The 17,238-nt window shown below is 71.1% G+C and carries 14 protein-coding genes; 9 read left to right on the top strand and 5 right to left on the bottom strand.

Going from position 1 to position 17,238, the window contains the following annotated elements; genetic code table 11:
- Positions 1 to 89: 89 nt before the first annotated feature.
- The 3 genes from ABZ815_RS16760 (at position 90) to ABZ815_RS16750 (ending at position 4,857) form a co-directional block, all read left to right on the top strand.
- On the top strand, positions 90 to 659 hold the full coding sequence (locus ABZ815_RS16760) for an HhH-GPD-type base excision DNA repair protein (protein WP_357698569.1): 570 nt from the start codon (positions 90 to 92) through the stop codon (positions 657 to 659).
- Between the two features lie 206 nt (positions 660 to 865).
- Positions 866 to 2,956, top strand: coding sequence for a SpoIIE family protein phosphatase (locus tag ABZ815_RS16755; protein WP_357698567.1), 2,091 nt, complete (start codon positions 866 to 868; stop codon positions 2,954 to 2,956).
- Positions 2,957 to 3,198: 242 nt separating this feature from the next.
- The gene (locus ABZ815_RS16750) at positions 3,199 to 4,857 is read left to right on the top strand and encodes an RNA polymerase sigma factor (protein WP_357698564.1); all 1,659 of its coding nucleotides are present in this window, start codon (positions 3,199 to 3,201) and stop codon (positions 4,855 to 4,857) included.
- Between the two features lie 66 nt (positions 4,858 to 4,923).
- Here the strand turns inward: ABZ815_RS16750 and ABZ815_RS16745 are convergent, their stop codons facing one another.
- Positions 4,924 to 5,670 (bottom strand): peroxide stress protein YaaA, encoded by a 747-nt coding sequence (locus ABZ815_RS16745; protein WP_357698562.1) that lies wholly within the window; start codon positions 5,668 to 5,670, stop codon positions 4,924 to 4,926.
- 60 nt (positions 5,671 to 5,730) lie between these two features.
- Between ABZ815_RS16745 and ABZ815_RS16740 the strand changes: the two genes are divergently transcribed.
- Entirely contained in the window at positions 5,731 to 6,432 is a 702-nt protein-coding gene (locus ABZ815_RS16740) for a GNAT family N-acetyltransferase (protein WP_357698560.1), read from the top strand.
- 84 nt (positions 6,433 to 6,516) lie between these two features.
- Here the strand turns inward: ABZ815_RS16740 and ABZ815_RS16735 are convergent, their stop codons facing one another.
- The gene (locus ABZ815_RS16735; RefSeq protein WP_125639804.1) at positions 6,517 to 6,747 is read right to left on the bottom strand and encodes a hypothetical protein; all 231 of its coding nucleotides are present in this window, start codon (positions 6,745 to 6,747) and stop codon (positions 6,517 to 6,519) included.
- 247 nt (positions 6,748 to 6,994) lie between these two features.
- Between ABZ815_RS16735 and ABZ815_RS16730 the strand changes: the two genes are divergently transcribed.
- The 3 genes from ABZ815_RS16730 (at position 6,995) to ABZ815_RS16720 (ending at position 12,119) form a co-directional block, all read left to right on the top strand.
- Positions 6,995 to 9,061, top strand: a complete 2,067-nt coding sequence (locus tag ABZ815_RS16730; protein ID WP_357698558.1) for a DNA topoisomerase IV subunit B — start codon at positions 6,995 to 6,997, stop codon at positions 9,059 to 9,061.
- Between the two features lie 680 nt (positions 9,062 to 9,741).
- Positions 9,742 to 11,097, top strand: coding sequence for a cytochrome ubiquinol oxidase subunit I (locus ABZ815_RS16725; RefSeq protein ID WP_357698555.1), 1,356 nt, complete (start codon positions 9,742 to 9,744; stop codon positions 11,095 to 11,097).
- A gap of 2 nt (positions 11,098 to 11,099) precedes the next feature.
- Positions 11,100 to 12,119 carry a cytochrome d ubiquinol oxidase subunit II gene (locus ABZ815_RS16720; protein ID WP_357698553.1) on the top strand — a complete coding sequence of 340 codons (1,020 nt, stop codon included), beginning with the start codon at positions 11,100 to 11,102 and terminating at the stop codon, positions 12,117 to 12,119.
- Here the strand turns inward: ABZ815_RS16720 and ABZ815_RS16715 are convergent.
- Complete coding sequence (locus ABZ815_RS16715; protein WP_357698551.1) at positions 12,100 to 12,594, bottom strand: carbonic anhydrase; 495 nt, start codon at positions 12,592 to 12,594, stop codon at positions 12,100 to 12,102. The two genes, ABZ815_RS16720 and ABZ815_RS16715, sit on opposite strands and share 20 nt — an antisense overlap.
- Before the next feature lie 138 nt (positions 12,595 to 12,732).
- Here ABZ815_RS16715 and ABZ815_RS16710 point away from each other — a divergent pair, with 138 nt between their 5' ends.
- A complete protein-coding gene (locus ABZ815_RS16710) occupies positions 12,733 to 13,053 on the top strand; it encodes a hypothetical protein (protein WP_352357718.1) in 321 nt (106 codons plus the stop codon).
- Between the two features lie 5 nt (positions 13,054 to 13,058).
- On the opposite strand, the gene ABZ815_RS16705 is transcribed toward ABZ815_RS16710, so the two are convergent.
- Positions 13,059 to 13,625, bottom strand: coding sequence for a thioredoxin family protein (locus ABZ815_RS16705; RefSeq protein ID WP_357698548.1), 567 nt, complete (start codon positions 13,623 to 13,625; stop codon positions 13,059 to 13,061).
- Positions 13,626 to 13,676: 51 nt separating this feature from the next.
- Here ABZ815_RS16705 and ABZ815_RS16700 point away from each other — a divergent pair, with 51 nt between their 5' ends.
- Entirely contained in the window at positions 13,677 to 14,051 is a 375-nt protein-coding gene (locus tag ABZ815_RS16700; RefSeq protein ID WP_357698546.1) for a VOC family protein, read from the top strand.
- Between the two features lie 74 nt (positions 14,052 to 14,125).
- On the opposite strand, the gene ABZ815_RS16695 is transcribed toward ABZ815_RS16700, so the two are convergent.
- Positions 14,126 to 17,179: a glycoside hydrolase family 3 N-terminal domain-containing protein gene (locus tag ABZ815_RS16695; protein ID WP_357698543.1), complete on the bottom strand. Its 3,054-nt coding sequence runs from the start codon at positions 17,177 to 17,179 to the stop codon at positions 14,126 to 14,128.
- Positions 17,180 to 17,238 lie beyond the last annotated feature (59 nt).

The following is a 17,238-nucleotide window of genomic DNA, read 5'->3' as shown; positions in this document are numbered from 1 at the left end:
GGGTGACTTGCGATCCCATTTCATCTTTTCTCGGCCTTGTGTCAAGGCTCTGCGGCGCCTGTGTTCGCTTCTCGTGCAAAGCTGTTTCCATGCGCATCCAGCTCGCCCAGCGGGACGAGGCAGACGAGCTCCTCGGCCGCAGCCCGCTCGCCCTGCTCGTCGGCATGCTGCTCGACCAGCAGATTCCCATGGAGTGGGCGTTCACTGGGCCGTACACCATCTCGGAGCGGCTGGGGCACGACCTGACCGCCGAGGAGATCGCCGCCTGCGATCCCGAGGCGTTCGCCGCGCTCCTCGCGCAGAAGCCGGCCGTGCACCGCTACCCCAAGTCGATGGCCGCCCGCGTCCAGCAGCTAGCGGCCTACCTCGTCGAACACTACGACGGGCGGCCCGAGGGCATCTGGAGCGACGCGGCCGACGGGAAAGACTTGTTGAAACGACTGCAGGCCCTTCCGGGATACGGCAAGCAGAAGGCCCAGATCTTTTTGGCATTGCTGGGCAAGCAGCTGGGGGTCCAGCCGTCAGGCTGGCGTGAGGCGGCCGGACTCTACGGCGAGGAGGGGTCATACCGATCGGTCGCCGACGTGGTCGACACCGACAGCCTGGGCCGGGTGCGCGCCGCCAAGCAGGAGGCCAAGCGCGCGGCCAAGGGCGAGTAACCTGATCTTGCTGCGCAATGTGGAGCGACTTTGACAGGATGCGTTGACCCTTATGGCGACCGGGCGGCGGCGGGGGCTTCCGTCAGCGCATGCCCATCGCCGATGATGTACTGCAGAATCCGGTCGCCCGGAGCTGCGCTACGCCGATACACAGTTATGGAGATGTGCCGCGTGGGAGACCCTGGCACGCGACGGAGGTGCCGACCATGAGCGCCGAGACCTCCGTTCCCCGTCCCCGGGAGTCGGATGTGGACATCTCAGACTCCGCCCTGTTCAAGGGCATGCTGTCGGAGGCCGAGTTCGCCTTCGCGTTCTTCGACGGCGATGGCCGCGTCCAGCGGGTCAACGACGTGTTCAGCGACGTCGTCAGCGTGCCCGCAGAGCGCCTGGTGGGCCGTGCGCCGATCGAGGTGCTGGCGGCCGACCTGAGCCAGATCATCACCCACGCCGTCCAGGCCGTCATCGAGAGCGACGCGCCGGTCACCGAGGGCCGCGTGCGGGTGCGCTCCGCCGAGGGCGACACCCGCCACTGGTCGTTGTCGTTCTCGCCGGTCCACGACGAGGCGGGCGAGCTGCGCGCCATCGCGCTGGTGGGCCTCGACGTGACCGAGAGCAGGCAGACCGAGGAGGCGCTGCGCCGCAGCGAGGAGCGCTACCGCTCGCTGGTCGAGGCGCAGTCCCAGCTCGTCTGGATCACCTCGCCCACGGGCGCCGTCGTCGAGGACGCGCCCCAGTGGCGCGCGATCACCGGCCAGGGGCTGGAGGAGTACCTCGCCAACGGCTGGCTGGAGGTCGTCCACCCCGAGGAGCGCCAGCAGACCGAGGAGGCCTGGCGCGAGGCGCTGCGCGGCCGCACGATGTTCGAGTGGAACTACCGGGTCCGCACCCGGGCCAGCGGCTACCGCCACTTCGAGGTGCGCGCGGTGCCGATCATCAGGCACGGCAGGGTCGTGGAGTGGGTCGGCGCCAACACCGACGTCACCCCGCAGCGCGAGGCCGAGGAGATGCGCGGCAGGCTGACCGACCAGCTCGGCGCCGCCGCCCTGCGCACCGCCCGGCTCCAGGGCGCCACGGCCCAGCTGGCCGAGGCCCTCACGGTCGAGCAGGTCGTCCAGGTCATCATCGACGTCGGCCGCACCGCCCTGGCCGCCGACCGCTCGGCCGTGGCGCTGCTCGACACCGACCGCGCCGCGCTCAAGCTGGTCAACGGCGAGGGCATCCCCGAGGTCCAGGGCTCGGGCGACGAGATCCCGTTGTCGCACTCCAACGTCATGACGATGGCCGTCAACAGCCGCCGTCCGGTCTTCGCCGAGTCGCCCGAGTCGCTGAAGGCCCAGTTGCTGGAGGCGGGCGACGACGAGGAGGCTCTGGCCGGCTTCATCAGCCAGGGCGACGAGCGGGCCTGGGTGGGCCTGCCGCTGCTGGCCGCCGGCCGGGCGCTCGGCGCGCTGCGCTTCTCGTTCACGCGCCCGCAGAAGATCTCCCAGGAGGACGGCGTCTTCCTGGAGGCGCTGGCCGGGCAGTGTGCCCTGGCCGTCGAGCGGGCCACGCTCTTCGAGCGCGAGCACCGCACCGCCGAGACGCTGCAGCGCAGCCTGCTGCCCGACCGCCTGCCCGTGGTCAAGGGCCTGGTGCTGGCCCAGCGCTTCCGTTCGGGCAGCCGCCACGTCCAGGTCGGCGGCGACTGGTACGACGCGTTCGTCCTGCAGGACGGCCGGGTCGCGGCCGTCGTCGGCGACGTCATGGGCAAGGGCGTCAAGGCCGCTGCGGGCATGGGCCGCATCCGCAACGCCATGCGGGCGCTGGCGCTCACCAACCCGCCGCCCGCGGCCGTGCTCACCGGCCTCGACCGGGTCTTCGAGGCCACGGAAGAGGAGGAGCAGGTCACGACGCTGGCCTACATGGTGGTCGAGCCGGTCACCGGCGAGGGCACGCTGGCCATGGCCGGCCACCCGCCGCCCGTCCTCGTCTCGCCCCAGGGCACGGCGATCCTGTGCGACGCCGAGCCCGGCACGCCGCTGGGCTGGCCCACCAGCCGCCGGCAGTTCCGGTTCGTGGTGCCCCCGGGACACACCGCAGTGCTCTACTCAGACGGTCTCGTGGAGAACAGGAAGCGAGGGCTTGACGCCGGTCTCGCAGAGATTTGCAGTGTTGTGACCGAAGCGCCGCCTGAGGTGGTGAGTAGTCCTCACATGTTGCTGGACTTCCTGGTTGACCGGATGTTGTCGGGATATGAACAGGATGATGACGTTACCGCGCTCGCAATTCACGTTCCGCCGGCCACGAAGAGTGACTGAATGAAACAGTCATAACGGTTGCTTTCGGGTATCAGTGCCCCGCTTACGTACGCACTACTGTCTTGGTCGGCCTAGGGTGGAGGACAACCGCCGGGAGGTGGCCGTATGGAGTGCGGGGTCGTGCCACAATGCTGTGTCGGGTCCGTCGCGCTTCGCACGGCCTCACCGATCTCCGAGAGAGGCAACAGCCCCCAGCGGGCATCTGGGTCCATTGTCGCCACGCGTTCGTTCGAGAGGTGTTCGTGTCGCCTGCAAGTTCGACTCGCTCGAAGCCACAAGAGCTGAACGAGCCCGTCATTCAGCGACTGCTCGAGCGTGGGCGCTCGCAGGGTTTCCTCGAGTCTGAGGATGTCCGTCAGGCCTTCGAGGAGGCGGACATCCCCATGTCGCACGCCGCCGCGTTCTTGCGGAACCTCAGCAAAGAGGGCGTGACCGTGGTGGTGACCGCCGCGGATTCGGCTGCGCCGAAGAAGTCTCGTGGTCCAGCAAAGCGCCGCACCGCTGCCCCCGTCAAGACCAAGACGGCAGCGGCCGCCAAAGAGCAGCAGCCCGAGACCGTGACCGCGGTCGTGGGCGCCGCTGAGGCCGAGCCGGCCAAGAAGCCGGCCCCGGCCAAGAAGGCCGCTCCCGCTCCGAAGAAGGCGGCTCCGGCCGCCGCCAAGAAGGCCAAGCCAGAAGTCAGCGCTGGGCCTGCCGAGACCAAGCCGAAGGCACCCGAGGGCGTCAAGGCGACCGACGCGGACGACGACGATCTCGAGCTCGACGGCGACGTGGAGCTGGAGGATCTCGAGGACATCGAGGTCGACGACATCGTGGCCGAGGACGACTCCGACTCCGAGGGTGACTCCGACTCCGACGACGACTCCGACGACGAGCCCAAGGCCGCCGACGTCGCCGCCGCCACCGCGGACAAGACCGAGGACGAGGTCCTCATCCTGTCCGACGACGACGACGACGCCCCGGTCGCCCAGGTGGCCGCCGCCGGCGCCACCGCCGACCCGGTGAAGGACTACCTCAAGCAGATCGGCAAGGTCCCTCTGCTCAACGCCGAGCAGGAGGTCGAGCTGGCCAAGCGCATCGAGGCGGGCCTGTTCGCCGAGGAGCAGCTCGGCGGCGGCGAGACCGAGAGCCTGCCGGTCGACGTCCGGGCCGAGCTCGAATGGATCGCCGAAGACGGCCGCCGGGCCAAGAACCACCTGCTGGAGGCCAACCTCCGGCTCGTGGTCTCGCTGGCCAAGCGCTACACCGGGCGCGGCATGCTGTTCCTCGACCTGATCCAGGAGGGCAACCTCGGCCTGATCAGGGCCGTGGAGAAGTTCGACTACACCAAGGGCTACAAGTTCTCCACCTACGCCACGTGGTGGATCCGGCAGGCGATCACGCGTGCCATGGCCGACCAGGCGCGGACCATCCGCATCCCGGTCCACATGGTCGAAGTGATCAACAAGCTGGCCCGCGTCCAGCGGCAGATGCTGCAGGACCTCGGCCGCGAGCCCACGCCGGAAGAGCTGGCCCGCGAGCTGGACATGACGCCCGAGAAGGTCGTCGAGGTCCAGAAGTACGGCCGCGAGCCCATCTCCCTCCACACCCCGCTGGGTGAGGAGGGCGACAGCGAGTTCGGTGACCTCATCGAGGACTCCGAGGCCATCGTGCCGGCCGACGCCGTCAGCTTCACGCTGCTGCAGGAGCAGCTGCACTCCGTTCTCGACACGTTGTCGGAGCGGGAGGCGGGCGTCGTGTCCATGCGGTTCGGCCTCACCGACGGGCAGCCGAAGACGCTCGACGAGATCGGCAAGGTTTACGGGGTCACCCGTGAGCGCATCCGCCAGATCGAGTCGAAGACCATGTCCAAGCTGCGTCACCCGTCCCGGTCCCAGGTCCTGCGCGACTACCTGGACTAGGAGCCACCTCGTCGATCGCCCCGTCCGGAACCTTCCGGGCGGGGCGATCGCCGTTCGCGGCGTCCGTCAGGCCGGGTCGGTGACGTGCACGTCGAGGAGCCAGGGGCGGTTCGCCCGCGCGGGCTCGGTGAGGTCGACCGTCCAGCCCAGGTTGCCGAGGGTCTTGGCCAGCTCCTCGGGGGTGCCGGGGGCCTCCTCCTGCTGGAGCAGGACGCGGGCGATCTCACCCCGGGTGGCCTTGGCCATGTGGCTGACGACCTTGCCGTCACGGAAGACGCGTACCGACACCGACCGGTCGCCGGGCTGCCACGCCCCCGCGTACGTGGATGAGCGCAGGTCCACCACCAGCCCCGGTATGCGGTCCAGCTCCTTGGCCAGGTGGGTGCGCCAGTAGGCGGCCAGACCGCCCAGCGGCGGCAGGCTGACGCCCATCGACAGGCGGTATGGGGGCACCTGGTCGGTGACGCGCAGCACGCCCCACAGGCCGGAGAAGATCAGCACGGACTCCTCCGCCCTGGCCCTGGCGGCGTCGTCCAGGGTGTTCAGGCCGAGGTTGTCGTACAGGACGCCGGTGTAGAGGTCGGCGGCGGGCAGGGTGGGGGCGGTCCGCAACGCCGTGTTCTTGGCCGCCTCGCCCGCCAGGCCGGGCGTCAGCCCGAGCACCTGCGCGGCGTCGCGGCGCTTGGAGGCCCGGATGAGCGCGGAGACGACCCGCTTGCGGGCACGGTCGAGCTTGGGGAAGGACAGCTCCCCGAGCGGCGGCCCGCTCCCCTCGGAGGCCTTTCCTTCGGACGGCGGCAGCAGAATCAGCACAACCCCACACCCTAACGGGCCGGTCAGAGGGTGTTCGCGCTGGTCGGCTAGGCTGCGCGGATGAATGTCGACCTGCTGGTGCACCAGGCGTGGCCGGCCTACGAACAGCGTTCGCATGACGGCTGGGTGCTGCGTAGCGCGGGAGGCGTGACCAAACGGGCGAACTCGGTGCTGGCCCTGCACGCCCCCGCCGACCTCGACGCCGCGATCGGCGCCGCCGAGGCGTTCTACGGCGAGCGGGGACAGAGCTGCGCCTTCTCCATCGGCCCCGGCACCTGGCCCGGCCTGGACGCCGAGCTGGCCCGCAGAGGCTACGAGCTGGTCGACCCGACGCTCATCATGGCCGGATCGCCGCCGGCCGAGCCGCACGGCCCGGTCCGGATCGAGGACCACCCGTGGCCGGAATGGCTGGAGACCTGGTGGTCCGTCGACGGCCGGTACGGCGCCGGCCTGGAGGAGGCCACCCGCATCTGCACCGGCGTGCCCGCCTGGTACGCGGCCGTCGAGGAGGACGGCGTCCCGGTCGCGGTCGGGCGGGTCGTGCCGCAGGGCGACACGGCGGGGATCTTCTGCATGGCGACGTTGCCGAGCGCCCGGCGGCGCGGCCTCGCGCGTACGGTGCTGCGTGCTCTGACCGGGCATGCCGGGGCGAAGAGCGCGTATCTGGTCACCACCGAGCCCAACCGGGCGGCCCAGGCTTTGTACCGCGGCGAGGGATTCCAGACCGTCGGCCGGTACCACTACCGCGTGCGCAACGGCTGAACGCAGAACGGCGACCCCGGCGTGGTGCGCCGGGATCGCCGAGCTGGACGTGCAATATGAGGTTATGTGATCACAACGAACGCGTCAGCGATCGTCGTTGGGGTTCATTGAAGGGGTTTCGCTGAGGCGAGCCGACTCGTCCAGGATGTCGGCGCCCTTTTCGCGCAGCGCTGCGACGTGCTGACGCCCATGGTGGGCGCAGAACAGCAGCTCCCCACCAACAGGCAGGGTCGCGCGAATGTAGGCCTGGGCGCCGCAGCGGTCGCAGCGGTCGAGGGCCGTCAGCGGCTTAACGGGGGCGAGAGCTCCAGTCACGTATCGCCTTTCGGGTCACCCCCGCCGAAGCGAGGATCTGGCGTCAGTCACTTGAGACAACATCTAACCGGACGTGGACGTTCCCAATCTCCGCCTCGCTACGCCCAGAGCAGAATGTGTCCGAAAGTAATGGCGATCAGCCGGTTGGTAACGGCAAACGTGTCGCCATGGCAAGCTTGTACGCGTGCCTAAGGGAAGAACGGTAGGCTACGCACACGTGTTCGATGCTTAGACCAGGGGAGCAAGAGTGACGGTAGTGGAGGCGGGTTACACGGCTCGTCACCTGTCGGTGCTTGAGGGCCTCGAGGCCGTACGCAAGCGGCCGGGCATGTACATCGGGTCCACCGACAGCCGCGGGCTCATGCACTGCCTCTGGGAGATCGTGGACAACGGCGTCGACGAGGCGCTGGCCGGCCACTGCGACCGCATCGAGGTCGAGCTCTACGCCGACGGCTCCATCGAGGTGCGGGACAACGGCCGTGGCATCCCCGTTGACATCCATCCCAAGACCGGCCTGGCCGGTGTCGAGCTCGTCTACACCAAGCTGCACGCCGGCGGGAAGTTCGGCAGCGGCTCCTACGGCGCCTCCGGCGGCCTCCACGGCGTGGGCGCCTCCGTGGTCAACGCCCTGTCCTCCCGGCTCGACGTCGAGGTCGACCTCGACGGGCGGGTCCACGAGATCAGCTTCAGGCGCGGCGTGCCCGGCGTCTTCGACGGCGACGGGCCCACGGCCAAGTTCAAGAAGAAGTCCGGGCTGCGGATCGGCGGCAGCCTGCCCAAGAACGTCACGGGCACCCGCGTGCGCTTCTGGGCCGACAAGCAGATCTTCCTGCCCGACGCCGAGGTCTCGCTCGACGAGATCCACGTGCGCCTGCGGCAGACCGCGTTCCTGGTGCCCGGCCTGACGCTGGCGGTCTTCGACAGCAGAGGCGAGGAGCGCACCGGCGAGGAGTTCCGCTTCGACGGCGGCATCTCCGAGTTCACCGAGTTCCTGGCCCGCGACGAGCCCGTCTGCGACGTGCTGCGCCTGCAGGGCGTGGGCCACTTCCACGAGACCGTGCCGGTCCTCGACGACCAGGGCCACATGACGCCCACCGAGGTGCAGCGCGAGCTCACCGTCGACGTGGCGGTCCGGTGGGGCAAGGGCTACGAGTCGACCATCCGCTCGTTCGTCAACGTGATCGCCACGCCCAAGGGCGGCACCCACCTGACCGGTTTCGAGCGCGGCCTGGTCCGTACGATCAACGAGCTGCTGCGCGAGACCCGGCTGCTGAAGAGCGGCGACGACCCGGTCAACAAGGAGGACATCTCCGAGGGGCTGACCGGCGTGGTCACCGTCCGGGTGCCCGAGCCGCAGTTCGAGGGGCAGACCAAGGAGGTCCTCGGCACCTCGGCGGCCACCCGCATCGTCTCGCACGTCGTCTCGCGCGAGCTCAAGGAGCTGTTCGCCAACCCGCCGCGCGGGTTCAAGCAGCCGCTGCGGGCCGTGCTGGAGAAGATCGTCGCCGCCGCCAAGGCCCGCATCGCGGCCCGTGAGCACCGCGACAACCAGCGGCGCAAGAGCGCCCTGGAGAACTCGGCGCTGCCGGCCAAGCTGGTCGACTGCCGCAGCGACGCCGTCGACCGCAGCGAGCTGTTCATCGTCGAGGGCGACTCCGCGCTCGGCACGGCCAAGCTGGCCCGCGACTCCGAGTTCCAGGCGCTGCTGCCGATCCGCGGCAAGATCCTCAACGTGCAGAAGGCGTCCGTGAGCGACATGCTCAAGAACGCCGAGTGCGCCGCGATCATCCAGGTGGTGGGGGCCGGGTCGGGGCGTTCGTTCGACATCGAGGCGGCCCGCTACGGCAAGGTCATCCTCATGGCCGACGCCGACGTCGACGGCGCGCACATCCGCTGCCTGCTGCTCACCCTGTTCCACCGCTACATGCGGCCGATGGTGGAGGCCGGGCGGGTGTTCGCGGCCGTGCCGCCGCTGCACCGCATCGAGCTCACCAACCCGGGGCGCGGCAAGGAGAAGTACATCTACTGCTACTCCGACGCCGAGCTGCACAAGGTTCTGCGCGACCTGGAGCGGCGGGGCAAGCGCTGGAAGGACCCGGTGCAGCGGTACAAGGGCCTGGGGGAGATGGACGCCGACCAGCTCGCCGAGACCACGATGGACCCGCGGCACCGGGTGCTGCGCCGGGTGCGCATCGAGGACGCCGAAGGGGCCGAGTCCATCTTCAGCCTGCTGATGGGGAGCGACGTGGCGCCGCGGCGGGAGTTCATCGTCAGCAGCGCGGCCGAGGTCGACCGCGACCACATCGACGCCTGATCCGGGACGGGCACCTTCTGAGGCCGGTTGCCCCGGCCTCAGGGTGCCCCCGGTGGCTCCAGAGGGGCTCCAGCCTTGAGAGGGCCGTGGGCCGCAGAGGGAATCTGAGGCTCCAAACGGCCCCGGCGCGGGGCCCGGTTCTCGGAGGACATCCCGGTCCCACGGAATGCCTGAGCGTCAGAGGGTTCCTGGCTCCAGAGGGATCGCGGGCCTCACCGTGATGCGCTTGGTGTCAGCGGGCGTCAAGCCGAGCTGGCCTTGAGGTGTGTCGTGCCCGTTGTCGCCGTGTGAGGCGGCCGGGTGGGGCTCTCGGGGGTGTGGGTATGCCGCCTCCGGTGGCGTCGAGGCCTGAGGGTGCCCCTTCGGCTGCTCAGGGGGCCTGGGGGCGACGCCTCGGCGCTACGGCCACTCGTAGAGCTACGGAGGTCCGGGCGGAGGTCGAGGCGCTCCAGGGGCGTTCTGGGGCCGTGGGGGCCCTTCCGGGGGCGAGGCTGCAGGCCCGTCGCGGGCGGCACGAATGACTGCTCTCGGTAACGGTTGGTTGCTTAGTGTTATCGCGGGTCGAGTGGGTACGGGGCGGGATGCCGCCGTTTCGCGGGCAATCGGTCAGGGACGAGTTCATGTGGCTCGCCGGCCCCCGATCACGCGCTCGGGGCGTGGTCGCGGGGGAGGGGCGTTCGATGGGGCTGGCTGCGGGGGCGGCGGTGGATCTCGGGGCGGCGCGGATGCAGATGGCGTTGTCGCTCGGCTGGCACATCGTCATCGCCTGTCTCGGCGTCGGGATGCCGGCCATCACGTTGCTGGCCGAGTGGCGGGGGCATCGCACCGGGGACAACAACTACCGGCTGCTGGCGCGGCGGTGGGCCAGGGCGCTCGGGGTGCTGTTCGCGGTCGGGGCGGTGTCCGGGACGATCCTGTCGTTCGAGATGGGGCTCCTGTGGCCGGGCATGATGGGCGTGTACGGCGAGGTCATCGGCCTGCCGTTCTCGCTGGAGGGCATCGCGTTCTTCGTCGAGGCCATCTTCCTCGGCATCTACCTGTACGCCTGGGACCGGCTGCGTCCCGTCCCGCACCTGCTGTCGGGAATCCCGATCGTGCTGGCGGGGGTGGCCAGCGCGTTCTTCGTGGTGGCCGCCAACGCCTGGATGCAGCAGCCCACGGGGTACCGGGTGGAGGGCGGCCGGATCGTCGCCGTCGATCCGTGGGCGGCGATGTTCAACCGGGCCACGCCGCCGCAGACCGTGCACATGATCCTGGCGGCGTTCATGGTGGCCGGGTTCCTGATGGCCGGCGTGTACGCGGTCGCCATGCTGCGCGGCCGCCGGGACCGCTACCACCGCCTCGGCCTGCTGCTGCCGCTCACGGTCGCGGCGGCCGTCACCCCCGTGCAGATCGGCGTCGGCGACTGGGCCGCGCACTTCGTGGCCGAGTACCAGCCGGTCAAGCTGGCCGCCATGGAAGGCGTGTTCCGGACGAGCCGCGACGTGCCGCTGCACCTGGGCGGGATCGCGGTCGACGGCGAGCTGAAGTACGCCCTGGAGATCCCCTACGGCCTGTCCCTGCTGGCCCACTGGAACCCGCACGCCGAGATCGCCGGCCTGACCGAGGTGCCGCCCGCCGACTGGCCGCCGGTCAACATCGTGCACTGGGGGTTCCAGGTCATGGTGCTGCTGGGCTTCGCGCTGCTGCTGCTCGCGGCCTGTCTCGCGCTGTCCTGGAAGCGGCGGCGTGATCTGCCGCGAACGCCGTGGTTCCTGCGTGGTGTCGCGCTGTCGGGCGTGGCCGCCGTGCTGGCGCTGGAGAGCGGCTGGGTGGTCACGGAGGTCGGACGCCAGCCGTGGATCGTGTTCCGGGTGATGCGCACGTCGGAGGCGGTCAACCCCGCGCCCGGCTTGGTGTACGGGTTCGCGCTGGTCACCGCAGTGTACGTGGCCCTGACCGTCGCCACCGTGTACGTGATGCGCCGCCTGTCCCGGGACGTGCCCGTGCCGCTGGCGCCGCAGGAGCCCGACGTCACCGGCTACAAGGTCGTGTGACCATGCCGCTGCCGCAGATCATGCTGGCCGTCATGTGGGTCGGGCTGACGGCGTACGTGCTGTTCGGGGGCGCGGACTTCGGCGGCGGCGTCTGGGACCTGCTGGCCGGCGGCGCCGAGCGCGGCCGGCGGCGGCGGGACCTGGTGGAGCACTCCATCGGCCCGATCTGGGAGGCCAACCACGTGTGGCTGATCTTCGTGATCGTGCTGGCGTGGACCGGAGTGCCGTCGGTGTTCGCCTCGGTCGCCTCCACCCTCTACATCCCGCTCACGCTGGTGGCCCTCGGCGTGATCGGGCGCGGCGCGGCGTTCGCCTTCCGCAAGGTCTCCGCGCGGCTCTGGCAGCGGCGGCTGTTCGGCGCCACCTTCGCCTTCTCCTCGGTGGTGACCCCGTTCTTCCTCGGCGCCGCGGCGGGCGGCATCGCCTCCGGACGGGTGCCGCCCGGCATCGCCAAGGGCGACCTGGTCCGAAGCTGGCTCAACCCCACGTCGATGGCGGTCGGCGCGCTGGGCGTCGCCACGGCCGCGTACCTGGCCGCCGTCTACCTGACCCGCGACGCCCGGCGCGGCGGCGAGGAGGATCTGGCCGAGGAGTTCCGGCGGCGGGCGCTGGGGTGCGGGGCGGTCGTCGGCGTGCTGGCGGTGGTGAGCCTGCTCGTGCTGCGCGCCGACGCGCCCGCCCTGTTCACCGAGCTGACCTCGGGCCGGGCCCTGCCGCTGCTGGTGCTGTCGGTGGTGGCCGGGCTGGCCTCGCTGGTGCTGCTGTGGCGGCGGGCCTACCTCGCGGTACGCGTCACCGCCGCGCTGGCCGTGACGGGGCTGCTGTGGGGGTGGGGCGTGGGGCAGTACCCCGTGCTGCTCCCCGGCCTGACCCTCGACCGCGCCGCGGCCACCGACGCGGTGCTGGGCGCCAGCCTCGGGTCGCTGGCCGTCGGCGCGGTGCTGCTGGTCCCGTCGCTGTGGTGGCTGTACGCCACCTTCCAGCGTGATCGGGGCGAGGCTGTCAGTCGGCGACCGGCATGAGCCGGCCCGTGCGGACGTCGTAGATCGCGCCCGTCACCGGCATGTCGGCGGGCAGGAACGGCGTCGTGCGGATGCGGGTGAGGTCGTGCCGGAGCGCCACGCCCTGGTCGGGGACGGTGTGGAACTCCAGGCTGCGGGTGTCCACCCCGCGGGCGCTGGTCAGCTCGTGCACGTCGCCGTCCGTCACCTTGGTCATCCCGCAGTCGGTGTGCGGCATGACCAGGACCCGCTCGACGCCGAGCAGGTACACGGCCAGGACCAGCGTGCGCAGCACGTCGTCGGTGACGCGGGCGCCGGCGTTGCGCAGGATCTTGGCGTCGCCGGGCTGCAGGCCCAGCAGGCCCAGCGGGTCGATGCGGGAGTCCATGCAGGTCACCACGGCCAGCCCGCGGGCTGCGCGGCCGGTGAGCCCGGAGTCGCCGAAGTCCTTGGCGTACTTCGCGTTGGCGGCATAGAGGTCGTCGAACGCAGTCATGCCTCAGATCTTCCCTTACGTCCCAAAGATGATGCTTTCCGGGGTGGCGACTGGCGCGAGTTCCCGAAGGTCCCACCAAATACACTCACCTTGAGTGATGATGTCGTCACCATCTGTACGTCGTCGAAGAGGTCAGTCGTGAGTAGGTCCGAATCGCTCGCCGCGTATCTCCGCGCTCAGGCCCGGCGTCGCCTCGACCGCGTGGAGTCCAACGACGACGGGCGCAACGCCAGATGCGCGCTGGCCCTGCTCGACACCGCCGCGTACGCCGCCGGCCTGCCCGAGGACGACCCGATCATCCTCATGCTCGACCAGGCGGGCTGCTACGGCCCGCTCGGCTGCGAGGAGTTCGACCCGGGCGAGGCCGGGGTCCGGCTGATCCGATCGTGGACCGGTGGTGAGCCGCACGAACTGCTGCTCGCGTTGCCCGCCGCCATCGAGGCCGCCGCCTCCGCCTGACACGGTCAGGCCGTGGGCTCGTTCCCCGGCCGCCACTTGATGCCGCAGCCGATCGAGGCGCGCTGGTCGGCCGGGACGGGGTCGCCCGCGAGCAGCGCGTCGACCGCCGCCCGGAGCGAGGAACCCGTCACGGGGACCGGGTTGCCGGGGCGCGACCCGTCGAACTCACCTCGGTATACGAGCCGCAGCTCGCCGTCGTAGAGGAAGAAGTCGGGCGTGCAGGCCGCGCGGTAGGCCTTGGCGACGTCCTGGGTGTCGTCCAGCAGGTACGGGAACGGGAACCCCGCACGCCGGGCCTGTTCGGCCAGGTGTGTGGGATCATCGTCCGGGTAGTTCACGCTGTCGTTGCTGCAGATGCCCACCACCGACAGCCTGGAGCCGTAGCCGGCGGCCAGCGCTCCGAGGCCCGTCTCGATGTGCCGTACGTAGGGGCAGTGGTTGGACAGGAAGACCACCAGCGTGGCGGGGGAGCCCTTGAGGTCCGCGAGCGAGACGCTGCCGCCGTCGATGGCGGTGAGGTCGAAGGACGGCGCGGGCGCGCCCAGGGGAACCATGTACGAGTTGGCAGCCATGACCTTCATTCTCGTCGGCGGGGACGCCGGCGAAACAAGTCCAGGAGGTGAATGATGGACGGCATCGCGGAGTTCCGCACGACGGTCCTCGACTGCCCGGAGCCGCGGGCGCTCGCCGAGTTCTACTCTCGGTTGCTCGGCTGGCCCGTCACGTACGAGGACGAGGACTGGGTGGTCGTCGAGGACGGCGGCTCGCCCAAGCGCCTGGCCTTCCAGCGCGTCCCCGGCCACCGGCCGCCGACGTGGCCGGACGGCGAGCGGCCGCAGCAGCTCCACATCGACGTCACGGTCACCGACCTGGACAAGGCCGAGCGGCAGGTGCTGGAGATCGGCGCGACCAAGCACGAGCGGCAGCCGAGCGAGGACGACAGCTTCCGGGTCTTCCTCGACCCCGCCGGCCACCCGTTCTGCCTCTGCAAGGACTGAGCGGGCGCCTGTCCCGTCCCGGAGCAAGGCGTGAGCACGCGCCCGCCCCGCACCGAAGCGGGGCGGGCGCGCGGTCAGCGGGCCGCCTGGGCCAGCAGGTCCACGGCCTTGCGCGGGCGGCCGGAGGCCAGTTCGTGGTCGGCCGCCGCCTGAAGGTCGAAGCGCCTGCCCGTGGCCTGGGCGACGTCCCTGGCCAACGAGACCACGGCGTCGTCCACGGCCGCCGAGTCGGTGCGGGAGCGTTCGAGCAGCGAGGCCGACGTCCCCACGGCGGCCAGCACGGCGCGCGCGTCGCGGACCGAGCCGTCGGCGTGCCACGCCCGCTCGCCCAGCGCGAGGGTCAGCGCCGCCGCCGCGGCCCTGGACGGTCCGTCGCCACCGGCGAGCGTGTCACGGGCGGCCCTGAGCCGGTCCCGCGCCCGATCGGTCCGCAGGCCCCACCCGTACGGCCACAGCGGGTCGTAGGCGGCGTCGCCCACGTTGACGGGCACCTGCGCGGCCGTCCGGAACCAGGTGAACGGCAGCCGCCCGGTGTACGGCACGGCCCCGAACAGCGGGTCGGCCACCCCTGAGCCCTCGGTGCCCGGCAGCCAGGCCGCCACCACCGCCTCGACGCCCGTCAGGTCGCCCAGCGCCAGCGGACGCCCCGACACGACCAGCACGACGCATCTCATCGCCGCGCACACCCGGTCCACCGCGGCCCGGTCGGCCGCCGACAGCTCCAGCGTGCGCCCGGCGCGGCCCACGTCGCCCACACCTTCCGCGTACGGCTTCTCGCCCACCACCACGACCCCCACGTCGTGCCCGGCGAGCGGCGCGGAGGCGTCGGCCGAGTAGGTGACCGACGCGGCGCGGGCCCGGACGGCCCGCAGGATCGTCGTGCCCGGGGTGATCGGGCCGGAGGAGCCCTGCCAGGTGATCGTCCAGCCGCCCGCCTGGGCGCCGAGGTCGTCGGCGTTCGAGCCGGCCACGTACAGCCTGGCGGTGGGGCTCAGCGGCAGCAGGGCGCCGTCGTTCTTCAGCAACACCTGCGACCTGGCCGCCGCCGTACGGGCCACCGCCCGGTGCGCCGCCGAGCCGACGTCGCCGATGCCGGACCGGTCGGCGTACGGGCGCTCGAACAGGCCCAGCCGGAACTTCTGCGTCAGGATCCTGGAGACCGCGTCGTCGATCCGCGACAACGGCACCCGCCCGGCCTCCGCCTCGGCCTTCAACGCGGCGAAGAACGCCGGGTACGCGTACGGCACCATGATCATGTCCAGACCGGCGTTGACCGAGGTGCGCACGTCGCTCGCGTAGTCGCCGGGGAGCTGGTCGATGGCCTGCCAGTCGCTGACCACGAACCCCTTGAAGCCGAGCCGGCCCTTGAGCACGTCGGTGATCAGCTCCTTGTGCGCGTGCATCTTCAGCGGGCCGTCGCCGAAGTCCACGCTGGAGAAGGACGGCATGACGCTGCCGACGCCGCGCCTGACCGCCTCGGCGAACGGCGCCAGGTGGAGCGCCTCCAGCTCCGTCCTGGTGGTCCTGGTGACGCCCTGGTCGATCGTGTAGTCGCCGGTGGTCGAGGAGCCGTACGCGGTGCCGCCGTCGCCGGCGTAGTGCTTGGCGGTGGCCAGCACGCCGTTGTCCTGGAGGCCGTCCACGATCGTGGCCAGCCTGGAGACCAGGGCCGGGTCCTCGCTGAAGGACTCGTACGCGCGGCCCCATCGGTCGTCGCGCGAGACGCACAGGCACGGCGCGAAGTCCCACGGGACGCCGGTGGCCCTGACCTCGCGGGCGGTGATCTTCCCCTCCTGCCTGACCAGCTCGGGGTCGCGGGTGGCGCCCATGCCCACGTTGTGCGGGAAGATCGTCGCGCCGACGACGTTGTTGTGGCCGTGCACGGCGTCCACGCCGTAGATCAGCGGGATCTGCAGGCGGGTCTGCAACGCGCGGGCCTGGAAGGCGTCGATCATGTCGGCCCAGGCCGCCGGGGTGTTGACGGCCGGGGTCGAGCCGCCGCCCGACAGCAGCGAGCCGAGCACGTACGTGGCGATGTCGCTCTGCTTGGCCAGCGCGCCGCGTTCGGCCTGCGTCATCTGGCCGACCTTCTCTTCCAGGGTCATCCGGGCCAGCAGGTCGGCCACGCGTTGCCGGACCGGGCGGCGCGTGTCCAAGTAGGGCAGGCCGTGCGCGTTGATCACGATGACCGGCTGCTCGGCCGGGGGCCTGGCGCCGGAGCCCGAGAGGGTGAGGGGGATGGTCTCGGCGACCTCGTTCTCGCCGTCGGCGAGCGTCTTGACGGTGAACGTCCTGGACGAGCCGGAGGCCGTGCCCGCCGGGAAGGTCAGCGTGCCGCGCGCCGGGGTGTAGTCCGCGCCCGGGGTGGCCGTGCCGGTGCCGGTGGCGTAGTCGACGGTCAGGGCGGCGGGCAGGGGAGCGCCGTCGGCCGTGGTGAGCGTGACGCCGACCTGGGCGACGCCCTTCTCGTCCACCGTGTAGACGGGCCTGGTGGTGGACAGGCGGGCCGGGCGGGGCGGGGCGGTGCCGTAGACCTGGACGTCGTCCCAGATCAGGGTGCCCGAGGCGGCCGGCAGGCGCATCGAGTAGCCCCACATGGCGACCAGGTCGAGCTCGCCGTCCGTGGGCGCGCCGCCCGGCTGGTAGTCGGCGCGGCGGACGAAGTCGGCGAAGGGCGTCCTGATCTGCCGCCAGCCGGTGGTGTCGTCGGTGAAGGAGGACTCGAACAGCTCGGACGCGCCCGCGCCGGCGCCGCCGTCCTTGATCTCGAAGAAGACCTTCTGGCCGGAGCCGGTGCCGTTCACCCAGAACGAGAAGCCCTCGTACGGGGACCAGTCCTGGGTGGCGGACAGGTCGTGGGACCAGCCGCCCCACTGGCTCACGTCGTAGACCGCCTTGAGCGCCCGGTTCGCCGCGGTGGCGTCCGGGCGGTCCTGGGCGGGCTGCACGGTGAGCGTGGGGGTGGAGGGGGCGTCGTTGCCCCAGGCGGACACGCCTTGGGGGACGCCGTCGGACTCGAAGTCGGTGACCGTACGCGGTTCGGCCGCCGCCTGGGCGGCGGGCGGGACGACGGCCAGCGAGGCGACCAGGGCGAGGGCCGTCCATAACGATGGTCTGGCTCGGAACACGTTACCTCCCAGCAGAGAGAGCGCTCTCACGAAGGGATCGTGCCGCGAGCCGGTTTCAT

The organism is Nonomuraea sp. NPDC047529 (assembly GCF_040642995.1).
Taxonomy (GTDB): domain Bacteria; phylum Actinomycetota; class Actinomycetes; order Streptosporangiales; family Streptosporangiaceae; genus Nonomuraea.
This window is presented reverse-complemented; position numbering and strand designations above follow the sequence as displayed.